Source organism: Pseudomonas profundi (assembly GCF_008638305.1).
Lineage (GTDB): Bacteria > Pseudomonadota > Gammaproteobacteria > Pseudomonadales > Pseudomonadaceae > Halopseudomonas > Halopseudomonas profundi.
Genome location: NZ_VTPZ01000004.1, coordinates 110,656 through 126,132, shown reverse-complemented (window position 1 = coordinate 126,132; position 15,477 = coordinate 110,656). Strand labels below are relative to the sequence as shown.

Annotated in this window: 15 protein-coding genes; 10 read left to right on the top strand and 5 right to left on the bottom strand. The window is 59.6% G+C overall.

Translation table 11 applies throughout. The features are described 5' to 3' along the window. The first annotated feature begins 137 nt into the window (after positions 1-137). Positions 138-2,438, top strand: coding sequence for a putative bifunctional diguanylate cyclase/phosphodiesterase (locus tag FZE95_RS07200; RefSeq protein WP_150300181.1), 2,301 nt, complete (start codon positions 138-140; stop codon positions 2,436-2,438). A gap of 84 nt (positions 2,439-2,522) precedes the next feature. Here the strand turns inward: FZE95_RS07200 and FZE95_RS07195 are convergent, their stop codons facing one another. Beyond that, positions 2,523-2,840: a hypothetical protein gene (locus tag FZE95_RS07195; protein WP_150300180.1), complete on the bottom strand. Its 318-nt coding sequence runs from the start codon at positions 2,838-2,840 to the stop codon at positions 2,523-2,525. Positions 2,841-3,030: 190 nt separating this feature from the next. On the opposite strand from FZE95_RS07195, the gene katB reads away from it, so the two are divergent. Further along, complete coding sequence (gene katB / locus FZE95_RS07190) at positions 3,031-4,494, top strand: catalase KatB (RefSeq protein ID WP_397387117.1); 1,464 nt, start codon at positions 3,031-3,033, stop codon at positions 4,492-4,494. 83 nt (positions 4,495-4,577) lie between these two features. Here katB and FZE95_RS07185 read toward each other — a convergent pair whose 3' ends face one another. Then, positions 4,578-6,005, bottom strand: a complete 1,428-nt coding sequence (locus FZE95_RS07185; RefSeq protein ID WP_150300178.1) for a threonine/serine exporter family protein — start codon at positions 6,003-6,005, stop codon at positions 4,578-4,580. A 203-nt stretch (positions 6,006-6,208) separates the two neighbouring features. Next, positions 6,209-7,159 carry an adenosine deaminase gene (locus tag FZE95_RS07180; RefSeq protein WP_150300177.1) on the bottom strand — a complete coding sequence of 317 codons (951 nt, stop codon included), beginning with the start codon at positions 7,157-7,159 and terminating at the stop codon, positions 6,209-6,211. Positions 7,160-7,603: 444 nt separating this feature from the next. On the opposite strand from FZE95_RS07180, the gene FZE95_RS07175 reads away from it, so the two are divergent. The 8 genes from FZE95_RS07175 to FZE95_RS07140 all read left to right on the top strand — a co-directional run bounded on the left by FZE95_RS07175 (position 7,604) and on the right by FZE95_RS07140 (position 13,256). Then, on the top strand, positions 7,604-8,461 hold the full coding sequence (locus tag FZE95_RS07175) for an urease accessory protein UreD (protein WP_150300176.1): 858 nt from the start codon (positions 7,604-7,606) through the stop codon (positions 8,459-8,461). A 13-nt stretch (positions 8,462-8,474) separates the two neighbouring features. Beyond that, positions 8,475-8,777 carry an urease subunit gamma gene (gene ureA / locus FZE95_RS07170; RefSeq protein ID WP_150300175.1) on the top strand — a complete coding sequence of 101 codons (303 nt, stop codon included), beginning with the start codon at positions 8,475-8,477 and terminating at the stop codon, positions 8,775-8,777. Between the two features lie 9 nt (positions 8,778-8,786). Beyond that, entirely contained in the window at positions 8,787-9,092 is a 306-nt protein-coding gene (locus FZE95_RS07165) for an urease subunit beta (RefSeq protein WP_150300174.1), read from the top strand. Positions 9,093-9,153: 61 nt separating this feature from the next. Then, positions 9,154-10,854, top strand: a complete 1,701-nt coding sequence (gene ureC / locus FZE95_RS07160; protein WP_150300173.1) for an urease subunit alpha — start codon at positions 9,154-9,156, stop codon at positions 10,852-10,854. Positions 10,855-10,864: 10 nt separating this feature from the next. Beyond that, the gene (ureE, locus tag FZE95_RS07155) at positions 10,865-11,356 is read left to right on the top strand and encodes an urease accessory protein UreE (protein ID WP_150300172.1); all 492 of its coding nucleotides are present in this window, start codon (positions 10,865-10,867) and stop codon (positions 11,354-11,356) included. Beyond that, positions 11,343-12,029: an urease accessory protein UreF gene (locus tag FZE95_RS07150; protein ID WP_150300171.1), complete on the top strand. Its 687-nt coding sequence runs from the start codon at positions 11,343-11,345 to the stop codon at positions 12,027-12,029. Before ureE ends, FZE95_RS07150 begins: the two co-directional genes overlap by 14 nt. Before the next feature lie 10 nt (positions 12,030-12,039). Next, positions 12,040-12,681 carry an urease accessory protein UreG gene (gene ureG, locus FZE95_RS07145; RefSeq protein ID WP_150300170.1) on the top strand — a complete coding sequence of 214 codons (642 nt, stop codon included), beginning with the start codon at positions 12,040-12,042 and terminating at the stop codon, positions 12,679-12,681. A gap of 2 nt (positions 12,682-12,683) precedes the next feature. Beyond that, positions 12,684-13,256 (top strand): HupE/UreJ family protein, encoded by a 573-nt coding sequence (locus FZE95_RS07140; RefSeq protein WP_150300169.1) that lies wholly within the window; start codon positions 12,684-12,686, stop codon positions 13,254-13,256. 10 nt (positions 13,257-13,266) lie between these two features. Here the strand turns inward: FZE95_RS07140 and FZE95_RS07135 are convergent, their stop codons facing one another. Together FZE95_RS07135 and FZE95_RS07130 are read right to left on the bottom strand one after the other, a co-directional pair. Further along, positions 13,267-14,307 carry a proline racemase family protein gene (locus FZE95_RS07135; RefSeq protein WP_150300168.1) on the bottom strand — a complete coding sequence of 347 codons (1,041 nt, stop codon included), beginning with the start codon at positions 14,305-14,307 and terminating at the stop codon, positions 13,267-13,269. After that, positions 14,307-15,476 (bottom strand): zinc-binding dehydrogenase, encoded by a 1,170-nt coding sequence (locus tag FZE95_RS07130; RefSeq protein WP_150300167.1) that lies wholly within the window; start codon positions 15,474-15,476, stop codon positions 14,307-14,309. The genes FZE95_RS07135 and FZE95_RS07130 overlap by 1 nt, the downstream gene beginning before the upstream one ends. Between the last annotated feature and the right edge of the window lies 1 nt (position 15,477).

The window sequence follows — 15,477 nt, the reverse complement described above, 5'->3', positions numbered from 1 at the left end:
AGCCCACTGAGGTTGACTGCTGCCCTAATTGGCGCGGCCGCCCTCTAATTCACTGATCGATCGCCTATGCTGTGTTGACAGGATCCGCCGAACCGCGAGCCAACCTCAGGCCGGAGCAAAACGGAGAGCGAGTAGCAATGGATGTCCCGAGAAAAAATATATGGCTACTGTTCTTCGTGCTCGTACTTTCAAGCACGGTCCTGCTGGTAAGCATCTCGGTTTCTCGCTGGAACAGCCTCACCGAATATTACCGTGTCAGCCAACAAGGGCTGGCGGCCCAGTGGTTCGGTGCATTCTCGTCGATTCTGGAACAACAGGAAGTCATCCTCACCCTGATGGGCGAAGATCTGCTCAAGCCAGGGACCGATGAGCCTGAAGATCTCCAGGCCCGGCTCGACGAATTGATGAATCTGAACCCGGACTTTTTCTCAGGGTTCGCAGTGATTTCTCCCCGGGGCGAGGTGCTGGAACGCACGGCAAGTCTCGACAACGACGTGACCAACATCTTGCGCGCGCCTGAGGTGCGCGACTCCTTCGCCTACGCCCTGGAAACAGACAAGATGGTCCTTGGCCGCACCTACTTCGCGCCCCGCCTGGTTGTTCCCGCACGCAAGGCAATTCGCAACGACCAAGGCGAAGTCCTCGGGGTCATGACTGGAGCCCTTAGCGTCATGGGCGCAGACGGCTATTTTTCGCGAGGCCACATCCTGGGGGGCTTCCATCGTATTACCATTTTTCGCAGTCGCGATCATTACGTCCAATACGCCACCAGTGATGAGCTGGTCAAAAACTTCCACGAGCAGCCCATGGCCCAATCGGCCTATGGAAATCTCATGGGGATATTGCAGGATTTCTCGGAGCCTGATCGCTCCAGCAGCCGATCTGGTTTGGGGCCGATAGCTTTCCGTTGGGATGCGGGGGCCGAGCGAGGCATGGTCAGAGGCGTAGCCATATACCATCCCCGATATGAATTCTGGCTTATCTCCGAGATTGAAGATGCCTTCCTGATACGAGAGTTTCTCAATATCTTTGCCAGTTACCTGCTGGTCATGTTGGCGTTCACGGTGAGTATGTATTTGCTATTCCGTTACATTGACCGGATAGAAAAGGGCCGACGCAGGGAGCTCATATTTCAGGCCAACCATGATGCCTTGACCAGTCTGCCGAACCGCAACTACCTGATTTCAACCTTTGACGAGTGGATGCATGAGAAACCAGCTTTCTCACTTCTGTTCATCGATCTGGATAGCTTCAAGGGGATCAACGATAACTTTGGCCACAGCATCGGTGATGGCATTCTTGTTGAACTTGCCAAACGGTTTCACGCCAATACCAACCATAATGAATTACTGGTTCGCCATGGCGGTGACGAGTTTGTCCTTCTGACAGCGGGCGCTGACCGGGACCAGAACGAACAACGAGCAGCCACCCTGGTGTATCAGGCCTGTGACAACATCCGCGCCTTCGATATGACCTTCTCTCCCGGCTGCAGCATTGGCATCGCCCATTTTCCAGAGCATGGTACCCGTCTGGACGAACTGCTCCGGGCTTCAGACATCGCCATGTATGAGGCGAAGAAGAAACGCAACAGCGTCGCCGTTTTCAGGCCCAGCCTGGAAGAACATTACCTGCAACGGCTCAAGATTGAACAGTTACTCAGGGGCGCCGAACAGCGCGGTGAGATTTACATGACCTACCAGCCCCAGATCAATGCCGCAGGCCAGCTCCATGGCGTTGAAGCGCTGGTTCGTTGGCACCACCCTGAACTGGGACTTATCCCACCGGATCAATTCATCGGCGTAGCGGAACAGTCCGGCGGAATGGGCGAACTCGGCAACTATATAGTTGATCAGTCACTCCACCAGATCCAGACCCTTTCTCAGCGCTACAAAATGGATTTCAGGCTATCAATCAACATCTCTCTGCGCCAGTTTGCCGAGCCTGACTTTGCGGAAGATTTTCTGGCGAAGCTCAGCAACGCAGGCGTGCCGGTGCACGCTGTGTGTCTGGAAATCACGGAGAATCTGTTGATCGAGGATCTCGATCACTTCCGTGGCGTTCTGCAGACATTGCATTCAGCGGGCGTCCGGATCGCTCTGGATGACTTCGGAACCGGGTACTCCTCCCTCAGCATTCTTCGTGATCTACCTATTGATGAACTAAAGATCGACAAGAGCTTCGTCAACAACATTCTGTCGGACGATACCTCTCTGAAGATGGTCAAGAACATCATCAACATTGGCCGTATCTACGAGATGGCCATTCTCGCCGAAGGCGTAGAAACCGAGGAACAGCGGCAGATACTCGAAGATTGCGGCTGTGATCTGTTTCAGGGCTACCTTTTTGCGCGTCCGATGACAATTGACGCTCTCGAGAAATATATTCAGGACGAGGCCTCAGAACCTGGATCCAGGGTAAGCGTTCATTCCCCGAGATAGTGGACCTGATGCCCTTCACGCAGCGGCCTGAGCAAGCCTGGCGAGACCTTGTATTGCTTCCTGCTCTCAGTCAGCTTGCCCCACTCAATCCAATCCTTTCGCCTTCCCCGCACCCGCCGGCGTCAGCAACACATACAACGCCGGCACCAGAAACAGTGCTAACGCCGATACCGGGATCAAGCCGAGATAATCACCAAGGGTGAGCGGCTGGTAGAAGGGGCTGCTGATTGCGAGTGGAGCCAGGCCAACGATGGTGGTGATGTCGAAGGTCCAGAAGCCCAGGGCGGCGCCAATGACTGTGAGAGGCCTGGCGGCGATCACCAGTGCAATCAGCGCGGAGCCAAAGGTCTCGCTGGTGCGCGCCTGCATCCTGGCACGCGGCGCGGCGTTATCTATCTGCACACTGGCTCAAGTATTTGTGGAATATTAGCCTATCACCTTGATTATAAAGTTCTATTTAGATCAAGCGGACCGGCAACCTATAGTCGCTTGCGCAACCAATCAAGTGGACTATCAGGAGATAGAAATGTCGTTATTAGGTCGGACAGGTCGCGGGCTGAGCATATTCGCCGCCTGTTTTTTGAGCATTTCCATGGCGGTAGCATCGCCTTTGACCCGGGACAACGGGGCACCGGTAGGTGATAACCAGAACTCACAAACCGCCGGCGCCAACGGTCCAACCGTGCTGCAGGATGTGCACCTGATTCAGAAGCTCCAGCGCTTCGATCGTGAGCGCATCCCTGAGCGCGTTGTACACGCCCGCGGCACTGGCGTGCACGGCGAGTTCGTCGCGTCAGAGGACATTTCCGCGCTGACCAAGGCCAAAGTCTTTACGCCGGGAGAGAAAACGCCTGTGTTTGTGCGTTTTTCCGCGGTAGTACACGGCAACCATTCCCCCGAAACACTGCGTGATCCCCGGGGTTTCGCTACCAAGTTCTATACCGCTGATGGTAACTGGGACCTGGTAGGCAACAACTTTCCGACCTTCTTTATCCGCGATGCAATCAAATTCCCGGATATGGTCCACGCCTTCAAGCCTGACCCGCGTTCCAACCTGGATGATGACTCACGCCGTTTCGACTTCTTCTCCCATGTGCCGGAAGCTACGCGCACGCTGACCCTTCTGTACTCCAACGAAGGCACTCCGGCCAGCTATCGACTGATGGACGGCAACAGCGTGCATTCCTACAAATTCGTCAATGCCGATAACGAAGTTCACTACGTGAAGTTCCATTGGAAGAGCTTGCAGGGGATCAAGAACCTGCGCCCGCATGAGGTTGAAGAGGTCCAGGGCAAGGATTACAGCCACATGACCAATGATCTGGTCTCTGCAATCAACAAAGGCGACTTTCCGAAGTGGGATCTGTACATCCAGGTGCTTGAACCGGAAGATCTGGGCACGTTCGATTTCGACCCGCTGGATGCCACCAAGATCTGGCCGGATGTTCCCGAACAGAAGATCGGCCAGATGGTGCTGAACCGCAACGTCGACAACTTCTTCCAGGAAACCGAACAGGTAGCCATGTCGCCAGCCAACCTGGTACCAGGTATCGAGCCTTCCGAGGACCGCCTGCTGCAAGGCCGCCTGTTCGCCTACGCAGATACGCAGATGTATCGGGTCGGCGCGAACGGCCTGAGCCTTCCGGTTAACAAGCCACGTGTCGCAGTGAACAACGGCAACCAGGACGGCGCGATGAATGCCGGCCACACCAGTTCCGGGGTGAACTACGAGCCCAGCCGTCTGGCGCCGCGGGAACAGGTTGAACGTGCCCGTTACAGCGAGACTGCATTGCAGGGCACAACCCAGCAGAAAAAGATCCAGCGCGAGCAGAACTTCAAGCAGACCGGCGAGCTGTATCGCTCATACACCAAACAGGAGAAGTCTGACCTGGTGCAAAGTTTCGGGCAGGCCCTGGCGATCACAGATGACGAAAGCAAGCACATCATGCTCTCGTTCCTGTACAAGGCTGATGCCGACTATGGCACCCGCGTAACCAAGGTTGCCAATGGCGACCTGAGCAAAGTGAAGGCTCTGGCTGCCCAGCTGGAAGACTGACCAGGATGATGCCAGCCCGGCGGGCTGGCATCAGCTTTCTCCGACCTGATGCACTGCCTGTGCTGATCAGTCACCGCTGCGAACTACTTCCTGGCATCCTTTCGGTAAAACACACTGCCTAAACGCCGATACCAGGGCGCAGCAAACTGCTCCTCGGGCGTCGGCCAGTTAATCTTTTTGCTTTCGCATTTCACTATCCCGCTCGGCCCCAGCCGCAACCGCCAACGTTGGGCCTGGGAGAAGGGCTGACCTGCCTCGGTGTGCACCACCAATAGATTGTAGTCGAGCTGCTTTTCGATAGGGTGCGCCTCAATGGAAGCAAAGGGGTCTGCCTCGTTAGCAGGAACGAACAGGCGGTGCTTGCTGGTCTGAATCATTTCGCAGAGCTGTTCGCAATCCAGGCTCAACCGTTCCTGAATCTCATCCTGCTCCAGGGCATCCTTGTCCAGGTTGAGCTCCGAGCGGTAGCAGATGATCTGCCGTTCATCGTTGGATGCCCAGTTCCCGGAGTGCTCGAGTATCTGACGCGGCAATGCAGGCAGCCTGCGGTAGTCCAGCCAGACTCTTTGCAAGGCCAGTAGTTTTTGGGTGTATGGCATGAACAGGCGGATTTTCCAGCGCGGCTTACCCTTGCGTAGCCACCGGGTTATCCCGGTAATCATATCGTCACGCAACAGATCGCGGATGGCATAGACCAGTGCGATTCCCAACAGCAGCGCCAGCGAAAGCTTTTCACTGGCATCCCGCGCATTGAACAGGAAATAGGTAAACAGCGACATGATCAACATGGTCGACGCTGCCTTGACCAGCTTGCGCGTGCCCGCACCCAGCTCGGTGACTTTGGAGCGCAGCAATACCGGATATTCGAGCAGCCGGTGGTACAGACTCATGCGGTTCCAGACCCGGGTTGGCGAACCGCGGAAGTCACTCAGGTATTCGCGCTCCTTGCGATACTTGTGTTCCTGCCGCAAAAAGTCCGCTACCGCTTGTTTCAGCTCCTCGTCCAGCTCAGCAAAGCCCGGATGGGTCATGCACTCCAGCAGAAACTGCTCGGCACGCCACGAAAAATAGATATCCATCTGCCGGAAATAACGGCGCTGGTTGCTCTGCTCCGGACTGGATTTACGCACTCGCTGGGCGAAATTCTGACTTAACCGAAGTGCTCGCTTGAGCGGTTCGTCGAGGACGTCCGCGTTCTGAACCTGCTGGCGCAGGCGGTCGATAGACGCGCGATACTGGAACAGCCAGGAGCCGTACATGATCTCGTAGTAGGGAGAAAGGAGCACGAACGAACGGTCGGCCTTGCTCACGCGGTCCTTGTCCGGCAGCCCCAGCAGGCCGAAGCGGTGCTCCAGAGACGTGAAGAAGAATTGTTGCTCGCTCAGCGTCCAGACCGACAGATTGCTGTCGTGCGGGGTGAACAGGTACATCTCGACCTTATGCCGACCCGGCTTGCGCAGAGTTCGAGTCAACTGCAGACGGTAATCGCCCTTGCGCTTGAGTGAATACACGCCCCCTCCTCTGACATGCGGTGAACAAGCCGAGAAACTGATACCTGGCCCGGTTATCTTTGCGTGCGGTACGCGCCCGGGCGGGATCAACCCGAAGGGAAGTCTGCTGAATCGATCCGCATGCCGTCCCCCAGGTCCGTCGCCATCCTAGCATAGAGCGTGGACGCCGATGGTGAGGCCCGCCTGTGCCCAGGGGCGCGATTTCAGACCAGCCTGGCATCGAGACTATTCTGCGCGAGCAGCCTGGCCTGGTCGTCAGTCATCCCCAGGCTTTCGTGCAATGCCATGAAGTTTTCCAGTACATAACCACCGAAGTACGCGGGGTCGTCTGAATTCACCGTGACCTTCACGCCCTTCTCAAGCAGCTGCAAGATGTTGTGCTCGCGCATACTGTCAAAAACGCAAAGTTTGATGTTGGACAAGGGGCAGACTGTCAACGGGATCTGCTCCTCGACCAATCGTTCGATGAGCCGCGGATCCTCCGCTGCCCGCACGCCATGGTCAATGCGGCTCACCTTGAGCAGATCCAGCGCTTGCCAGATATATTCCGGCGGGCCTTCCTCCCCTGCGTGGGCCACTGCCAGCAAGCCCTCGGCACGCGCCTTGGCGAAGACGCGTTCGAATTTGCTGGGTGGATGGCCCATCTCGGAGCTATCCAGCCCGACGGCGAAAAAGGAATCCCGGTACGGCATCGCCTGCTCAAGCGTGTTGAAAGCCTCTTCCTCAGACAAGTGACGCAGAAAGCTGAGGATCAGCCCACCATTGATGCCCAGCTTCTCGCGCCCGTCGCGCATGGCCGAGCTGATGCCTTGAAGCGCGACCTCGAACGGAATGCCGCGATCGGTATGTGTTTGCGGGTCGTAGAAGGGCTCAACATGCACCACACCCTGGGCTTTGCAGCGCTGCAGATACGCCCAGGTGAGGTCATAGAAATCCTGCTCGGTGCGCAAAACGTCTGCCCCCTGGTAATACAAATCCAGAAATTCCTGGAGGTTATTAAAGGCATAGGCCTGGCGCAGCATCTCGACATTCGCCCAGGGCAAGCCGACCGCGTTGCGCTCCGCAAGCCTGAACAGGAGCTCCGGCTCGAGCGACCCTTCCAGATGCAGGTGCAGTTCAGCCTTGGGTAAATCCACCAGCCATTGTTCGTCCATCTTTACCTCCGGGTCGGGCTGCGCCATTGAGCGGCGCCGTTCCGTTGATCCAAGCATGAGCTGTGCCATGCGCAATGGCGGCGCATGGTAAAGGTTCCTGACTCTCTGGCCAGCTTTTTTGATCACGGCCTGAGCCTCAATCGACGAATCGATCCGGCGTTTGGCCCCGCTCGAACGTGGCCGCTCCGGACGAGAGCCGAATTGAACAACATTGGTGCAGCCCCTCAACTCACTGCTCTATTTTAGCGCACGCATTGCCGCGCGGTCGCGCGCAGTGCCCCGCTGAAGCAGGTTTTGCCGTGATATCAACCTTGGCCCGGTTTATGCCTGTCTGGTAACTGCACCGCTGCGTTCGCTGCCTCACGCCCTGGCGCAGCGCTGAGCGCGGCTGGAAAGCGCTGAAGCTTGTACTGTTCAGCCAAATGTTATGAATGAGGAAGGTCGATGACTGCAGCCTGGCATCTCGAACAGGTCGATAGCGCCATTAGCTGGCAGGCTGGCCTGGACATTGGCGTCAGTCGCCGGGCAGGACGCACCGTTATCGACCGGTTGCACCACCGTGGCCCGCTGCGCATACAGCGTCCGCTGCATCCGGAAGGCCCGGACTGTCCGCACTTGTATATCCTGCATCCGCCAGGCGGTCTGGTCAGTGGCGACACCCTGCGATTGAACACCCACATCGGCGCTGACGCAGCCGCGTTGCTCACTACGCCGTCATCAGGCAAGTGTTATCGCGCACGCGAGAACGGCACTCTGCAACAACAGCTCACCCGTCTCACCGTCGAAGCGGGGGGCTCGCTTGAATACCTGCCGCAGGACACGATCGCCTTCGAGGGTTGCAACGCGCGCCTCTCCACACGGGTTGATCTGCAAGCTGATGCGCGGATGTGTATGTGGGATTTGCTGTGCCTGGGCCGGCCGGCTGCGGATGAGGGCTTCACCAGCGGCTGTGTCAGTCAGCACCTGGATATCTGGCGCGACGGCCGGCCGGTCTACATCGAGCGTAATCGCTTCATGGGTGACGACGCGCTGCTGTCAGCCCGCTGGGGGCTGGGTGGCTGCTTCGTCAGCGGCACCTGGTTGGCCACGCTGACGCTGGATCGCGACGCGCTGGACGCGCTGCGGGAGGAGTACGCCGACGTCCCGCAACTGGTTTTTACCCAGCGAAATGGCCTCTTTATCGGCCGCTACCTCGGCCACTGCGCCGAACATGCCCGACTTACCTTCATGCGGCTGTGGCAACAGCTGAGGCCGCGCATCAATGGGCGGCGCGGTTGCGCGCCGCGGATTTGGAATACCTGAACGGAGTGTACCCATGGAGCTTTCGCCCCGTGAGAAAGACAAGCTCATGCTGTTTACCGCAGCACTGGTCGCCGAGCGCCGTCTGGCGCGAGGCGTGACCTTGAACTACCCCGAAGCCATGGCTTACATCAGCGCCGCCATTATGGAAGGCGCCCGTGACGGCCGCAGCGTGGCAGACATGATGAGCTACGGCCGCACGCTGCTCAGCCGCGAACAGGTCATGCCCGGCGTGCCGGAACTGCTCGGCGAAGTGCAGGTTGAAGCCACTTTCCCGGACGGCACCAAGCTGGTGACCGTTCATGATCCGATCATATGAGGCGCACCGATGATACCCGGAGAAATCCAGACGCTTGAAGGCTCGCTGACCCTGAACGCCGGGCGCGAAACGCTACGCCTGAGCGTGGCCAACACCGGTGATCGGCCGGTGCAGGTCGGCTCGCATTACCATTTTGCCGAAACCAATGCGGCGCTGCGTTTCGATCGCGACGCCGCCCGGGGCTTTCGGCTCAACATAGCCGCCGGCACTGCGGTGCGTTTCGAACCCGGCCAGAGCCGGGAGGTGGAGCTGGTAGCACTATCCGGCGAGCGCAAGGTGTTCGGCTTTCGCGCACAGGTCATGGGCAGTCTCTGATGCCGCCTGAAAATCAATTTGTAGCAGTCCGTCACCTGGCTGGACCGCACGGGGAGGCAACATGGAAATAAGCAGGCAGGCCTATGCGGAGATGTACGGGCCTACCACCGGCGATAGGGTGCGGCTCGGCGATACCGAGCTGTGGATCAGCGTCGAGAAGGACTACACCCGCTACGGCGAGGAGGTGAAGTTCGGCGGTGGCAAGGTTATCCGTGACGGCATGGGGCAGAGCCAGCGCGGCCGCACAGATACGCCTGACACCGTGATCACCAATGCGCTGATTCTGGACTGGTCGGGCATCTTCAAGGCGGACGTCGCAATCAAGGACGGGCTTATCCAGCAGCTGGGCAAGGCCGGCAATCCGGACATCCAGCCCGGCGTGGACATCATCATCGGCCCGGGCACCGAGGTCATCGCCGGCGAAGGCATGATCCTTACCGCCGGCGGCATCGATGCGCATATCCATTTCATCTGCCCGCAGCAGATCGATGAGGCGCTGATGTCCGGCGTCACCACCATGCTCGGCGGCGGGACCGGGCCGGCTACAGGCACCAACGCTACTACCTGTACGCCGGGCGCCTGGCATATGGCGCGGATGCTCGAGGCGGCCGAGTCGTTGCCGATGAATGTGGGTTTTCTCGGCAAGGGCAACGCCAGCCTGCCTGATGCGCTGGAAGAACAGATCGAAGCCGGTGCCATGGGCCTGAAGCTGCACGAGGATTGGGGCACCACACCGGCGGCGATCGATTGCTGTCTGAGTGTCGCCGATGCCTACGATGTGCAAGTGGCGATTCACACCGATACGCTGAATGAATCCGGCTTCGTCGAGGACACACTCGCAGCCATCAAGGGGCGGGTGATTCATACCTATCACACCGAAGGCGCGGGCGGCGGTCACGCCCCGGACATCATCAAGGCCTGTGGCGAGCCAAACGTGCTGCCCTCCTCCACCAATCCGACGCGCCCCTACACCATCAATACCGTCGACGAGCATCTCGACATGCTCATGGTCTGCCATCACCTGGACCCGGCCATTGCCGAAGACGTCGCCTTCGCCGATTCGCGCATCCGCCGCGAGACCATCGCCGCCGAGGACATCCTGCATGACCTCGGCGCGTTCAGCATGATCTCGTCGGACTCCCAGGCGATGGGCAGGGTCGGCGAGGTGATCACCCGCACCTGGCAGACTGCACACAAGATGAAGGTGCAGCGCGGTCCATTGCCGGAGGATAACGACTGGTCGGACAACTTCCGCGCGCGCCGCTACATTGCCAAGTACACCATCAACCCGGCTGTCACCATGGGTATCGGGCACCTGGTTGGCTCGGTGGAGCCAGGCAAGCTGGCGGATCTGGTGCTCTGGAAACCGGCCTTTTTCGGTGCCAAACCCAGCCTGATTCTCAAGGGCGGAGCCATCGCCGCCGCCCCCATGGGCGACCCGAACGCGTCAATTCCGACACCCCAGCCGGTGCATTATCGGCCCATGTTCGGTGCGCTCGGCAAGGCCATGAACCACACCTGCGTCACCTTTGTCTCCCAGGCGGCGCTGGACGCCGGCATCAAGGAACGGCTCGGGTTGCCCCGGCGCCTCGAAGCCGTACGCAACACGCGGACCATCAGCAAGGCGGATATGAAACTCAACGACTACCAGCCGACGATCAGCGTGGATCCGCAGACCTACATTGTGGAGGCAGACGGCGTCGCCCTGTTATGCGATCCCGCCGAAGACCTACCGCTGGCGCAACGCTACTTTCTTTTCTGAGGAGGCTTAGATGCTCGAATGTCACCAATGGCTGGACGACACAGGGCCGGTTCACCATGAGCTGGAGCTGACTTACGAGATGCGTACCCGCAGTCGGCTGCGCACCCACACGCGAGCAGGCGTCGAGGTGGGGCTGTTTTTGCCGCGTGGCCGCGTTTTGCGCGAAGGCGACCGTCTGCTGGCCAATGACAATACGGTGGTGATGATCCACGCCGAGCCGGAGCCGCTATCACGCGTGCTCTGTGACGACCCGCTGCTGCTGGCCCGTGCCGCCTACCACCTGGGCAACCGGCACGTTGCGCTGGAAGTACTGCCAGGGCAGTTGCGCTATCTGCGCGATCATGTGCTGGAGGCCATGCTCATCGGGTTGCGGCTGGAGGTGGAGGATATCTTTGCGCCGTTCAATCCCGAGCCCGGCGCTTACCACGGGCACGCGCATAGCGTCGCCACACCGCCAGCGCCTTTTGTTCGGCTGAACGGCAAGCAGCATGTCGAGCACTGAACAGGCCGACAGGGCCCTGTTGCGGGTACTCCAGCTGGCCAGCCCAGCGCTGCCGATCGGCGGCTATGCCTACTCCCAGGGTATGGAATATGTCGTGGAACAGGGCTGGGTGACCGATCTCGACTCGGCAGTGGAATGGCTCGACGGGCTGGCGACGCGATCGCTGGGGTACCTGGATATTCCGCTACTGATGCGCCAGTACGTGGCCATGGATGATGGCGACCTGGATGCCGTCTCTGAATGGAACGACTGGCTGCTGGCCAACCGCGAAACGGCTGAACTTTATCTGGAAGACAGCCAGCAAGGCGGCGCGCTGTTGCGGCTGCTCTGTTCGTTGGAAATTCCGCTGGCGCTGGACTGGCCCAGGGGCGAACCCATCGCCCTGATGACCGCCTTCGCCATGGCCGGCTGGCATTGGCAGACTGGTGCACACCAGCTGGCACTCGGCGTGCTCTGGAGCTGGCTGGAAAACCAGACCGGTGCCGCAACCAAACTGATTCCGCTGGGCCAGACCGACGCCCAACGGCTGCTCGACCACCTGTTGCCGCGTCTGCCGGTGATCGTCAACGCAGCGACGCAGCTGCATGACGACGAACTCGGCGCTGGCTTGCCCGGTCTGGCCTTTGCCAGCGCCCGGCACGAACACCAATACACACGACTGTTTCGATCATAAGGAGCACTACATGAATACCAAACCCGCATTGCGCGTGGGGATTGGCGGCCCGGTCGGTTCGGGCAAGACCGCACTGGTCAGCACGCTGTGCGAGCACCTGTATCCCCACTACAACCTGGCGGTGATTACCAATGACATCTACACCCGCGAGGATGCCGATTTCCTGCTGCGCAACCAGGCGCTGCCGGCTGATCGCATTCTCGGCGTGGAAACCGGCGGCTGCCCGCACACCGCCATCCGCGAAGATGCATCGATGAACCTCGCCGCCGTGGCGGAACTGCAGGAACGCTTCCCGGGTGTTGAACTGATTCTGGTGGAAAGCGGCGGTGATAACCTCGCGGCGACCTTCAGTCCGGAGCTGTCGGATCTGACGCTCTACGTGATCGACGTGTCCGCCGGCGACAAGATCCCGCGCAAGGGCGGCCCCGGCATTACCCGCTCGGACCTGCTGATCATCAACAAGACAGACCTCGCACCGCTGGTTGGCGCTGACCTCGGCGTCATGGACCGCGATGCGAAGAAGATGCGCGGCGAGCGGCCCTTTGTGTTTTCCAATCTGAAAAGTGGCGCGGGTGTCGACGACATCATCGCCTTCATTGTTCGCGAAGGCATGCTGCGTCCATTACCCGCATCTGCCGCAGAAGGAGTCTGACCATGGGTCACCTGATAAGCCGTACCTTCACCCTGACCGCACTGATCGCCCTGCCGACACTGGCGCATGCTCACCCCGGACACACCGAGCTCGGCGGACTGGCCGCCGGGCTTGGGCATCCCATCGGCGGGCTTGACCATCTGCTCGCCATGGTTGCGGTCGGGCTTTGGGCGGCGCAGCTCGGTGGACGTGCGCGCTGGTTGTTACCGGTATTGTTCGTTGCCTTCATGCTCGCCGGCGCCGGCCTGGGCATGGCCGGCATAGCAGTTCCTGGCGTCGAGCAGGGTATAGTCGGCTCGGTACTGGCGCTCGGGCTTCTGCTGCTCTGGGCCAGGCGCGTGCCGTTGCTGCCTGGTGCAGTACTGGTATCCGCTTTCGCTGTGATGCACGGGGTGGCGCACGGTGGTGAGATGCCGCCCGGCGCAGAGATGACGCTGTATATGCTCGGCTTTGCGCTGAGCACTGCAGTTCTGCATTTGGTCGGCGCCGGACTGGGTAGCTGGAGATCAACCTGGCTGTCACGGGTTATCGGCGCTGCGATTGCGCTGGCCGGGGTGGGTCTCGCGCTCACCTGACAGGCGTATTTCACGGCTGGCGGCTGCTGAGAATATGCAGCAGACCGCCACACTCCACCATCGGATCCTCACAATTGATGATGATCTCCGAGCGGGCCAGGATGTAGCACTTGCCGGTGATGCTGTTCTCTACCAGCTGATGGTCGCCGGCCTGGTTCACGCCGGTGAATTCACCGATAAAGCCGGTATCACGCAGAGAAACGGTTTCAAGCCGGTCGCCCTGTTTGATACTGCCTTCGTAGTGCATCAGCGCCAGACGCGCCGAAGTACCGGTGCCGGTAGGACTGCGGCAAATCACTCCCGGATGCACATAGGTGGCAGAGCGTGACCGGTAAAAACTGTCGGACAGTTGCTCCACCGGCCCCATGTAATGCAGAAACGGCAGCGGCCCGACTTCGCCCAGCGTGTAATGCGAAAAACCACGCTCGGCCTGCAGGGCATCGACAATGGCATGGGCGCAGGCAGCCAGCTCCAACTCCTCTTCCCGCACTAACGAAAACCCCAGTGCGGGCGCGTCTACCAGCGCATAAAAGCCGCCACTATAGGCAACGCTGTAGGTCACATCGCCAATCGCCGGCACATGGATGCTATTCCGGTAGCTGTGAATGTAGGTTGGCAGGCCTTCGCAGGTAATGGCTTCGACTACGCCGTCCTGCACCACGGCCTCGATATGCACCTGACCGGCAGCCGATTCCATGACGAAACGCTGGCGGCCTTCGCGTTTTTGCACCATGCCGCATTCCAGAACGGCCGTAGCAGTACAGATGGTATTGGACCCTGAATAGATGGGATAGCCCATCACTTCCATGACGATGTAGCCGACCTCCGCCGCAGGATCGTTCGTCGGCACGATCAGATCCACCGACATTTCGGGTATGCCGTAAGGCTCGGTGAGCAGCAAACGGCGCAGCCCATCCGCCTCGTTGCTCAAATACTGCATCTGCTGTCTGACCGTGTCGCCCGGCAACGGCCCAATCCCACCAATGACAATACGGCTGACATCTCCGCCCGCATGGGTGTCGATCAGCTTCAGCGAAAGCTCCTCTTTCATCAGTCAGCCCTCAGCGCAAAGCGCGCGCCGTGCTGCGCCCATTCCGAATCGGGAACGATGACGATCTTGCCCAGAAAGTTGTTCGAGCGATGGACGAAAAAGGCCTCCGCAGCGTGCAGCTCGGACAGCTTGAACGCACCAAAGAGGACCGGCCGCAACTGGCCGGAGCGGATCCAGGCAATCAGCTGTTCGGCCTCTTCCCGTGTGCCGTGTGACACCCCGAATATCTGCACCTGGTACAGATAGATGCGCGTCCACATAATCTCGCTGACATTGTTGCCGCTGGCCCCGGCAATGCTCAGTCGCGGATAGGTCGTACGGCGGGTCATATCGAAGATCATGGTATCGATGAAGCGATTGGTCATCTCGCCGCCGACCAGATCCATCACCGCGTCAATCGGCGCTCCGCCCGTCACCCCACGCACTCTGTCGATGAAGCCGCTCATGTCGGAGCGATCGAAAACCGCTTCGGCACCCAGCACGCGCAGCGCTTCAGCCTTGTCCTGCTGGCTGAGCGCATAGGGAATGGCACCGAGGATACGGCAGAGCTGGATCAGAGCCGTACCCACGCCCCCGCTGGCGCCACTGACCAGCACCCGCTCACCAGCCTTCACCTGAGCCGCAGTGAGCATATGCAGCGCCGTTTGATAAGAGCACATACCCAGCGCCGCGAGCTCTGCATCGGCGAGTTCAGGGTTGGCAATGTGGTGAAATTGCGTCGAAGGCACGGCGATGTACTCAGCGAAACCGCCGTCTGCACCATGTCCGTAATAATCCGGGGTGAGATTGATGTCTCTCCGGTCATCGGCGTACAGGTTGAAATCCAGTAGCCCCCGCTCACCGATTCGCTCTGGCTCAACCCCATCGCCGACCGCCACCACAGTGCCCACCACGTCTGCGCCCTGAATACGGGGGAACGTCAATGTAGGCGCTCCGGCAATCTGGAACGAGGTCATTTCAGCCTTGTCCCGCGTCGGGTACAGCCCCTCGCGCGCCTTGCGATCGGTATTGTTTTTGGCCGTCGCGCTGATCTTGACCAGCACCCCGCCCGGTTTTGGCTGCGGGACAGGGATATCCTGGCGGTATTCCAGCTTGTCCAGGCCGCCGTGCCCGGTGAGGATCATTGCCGACATGCTTTGCGGAATGGGTATCGGAGCTCTGGCAGACATG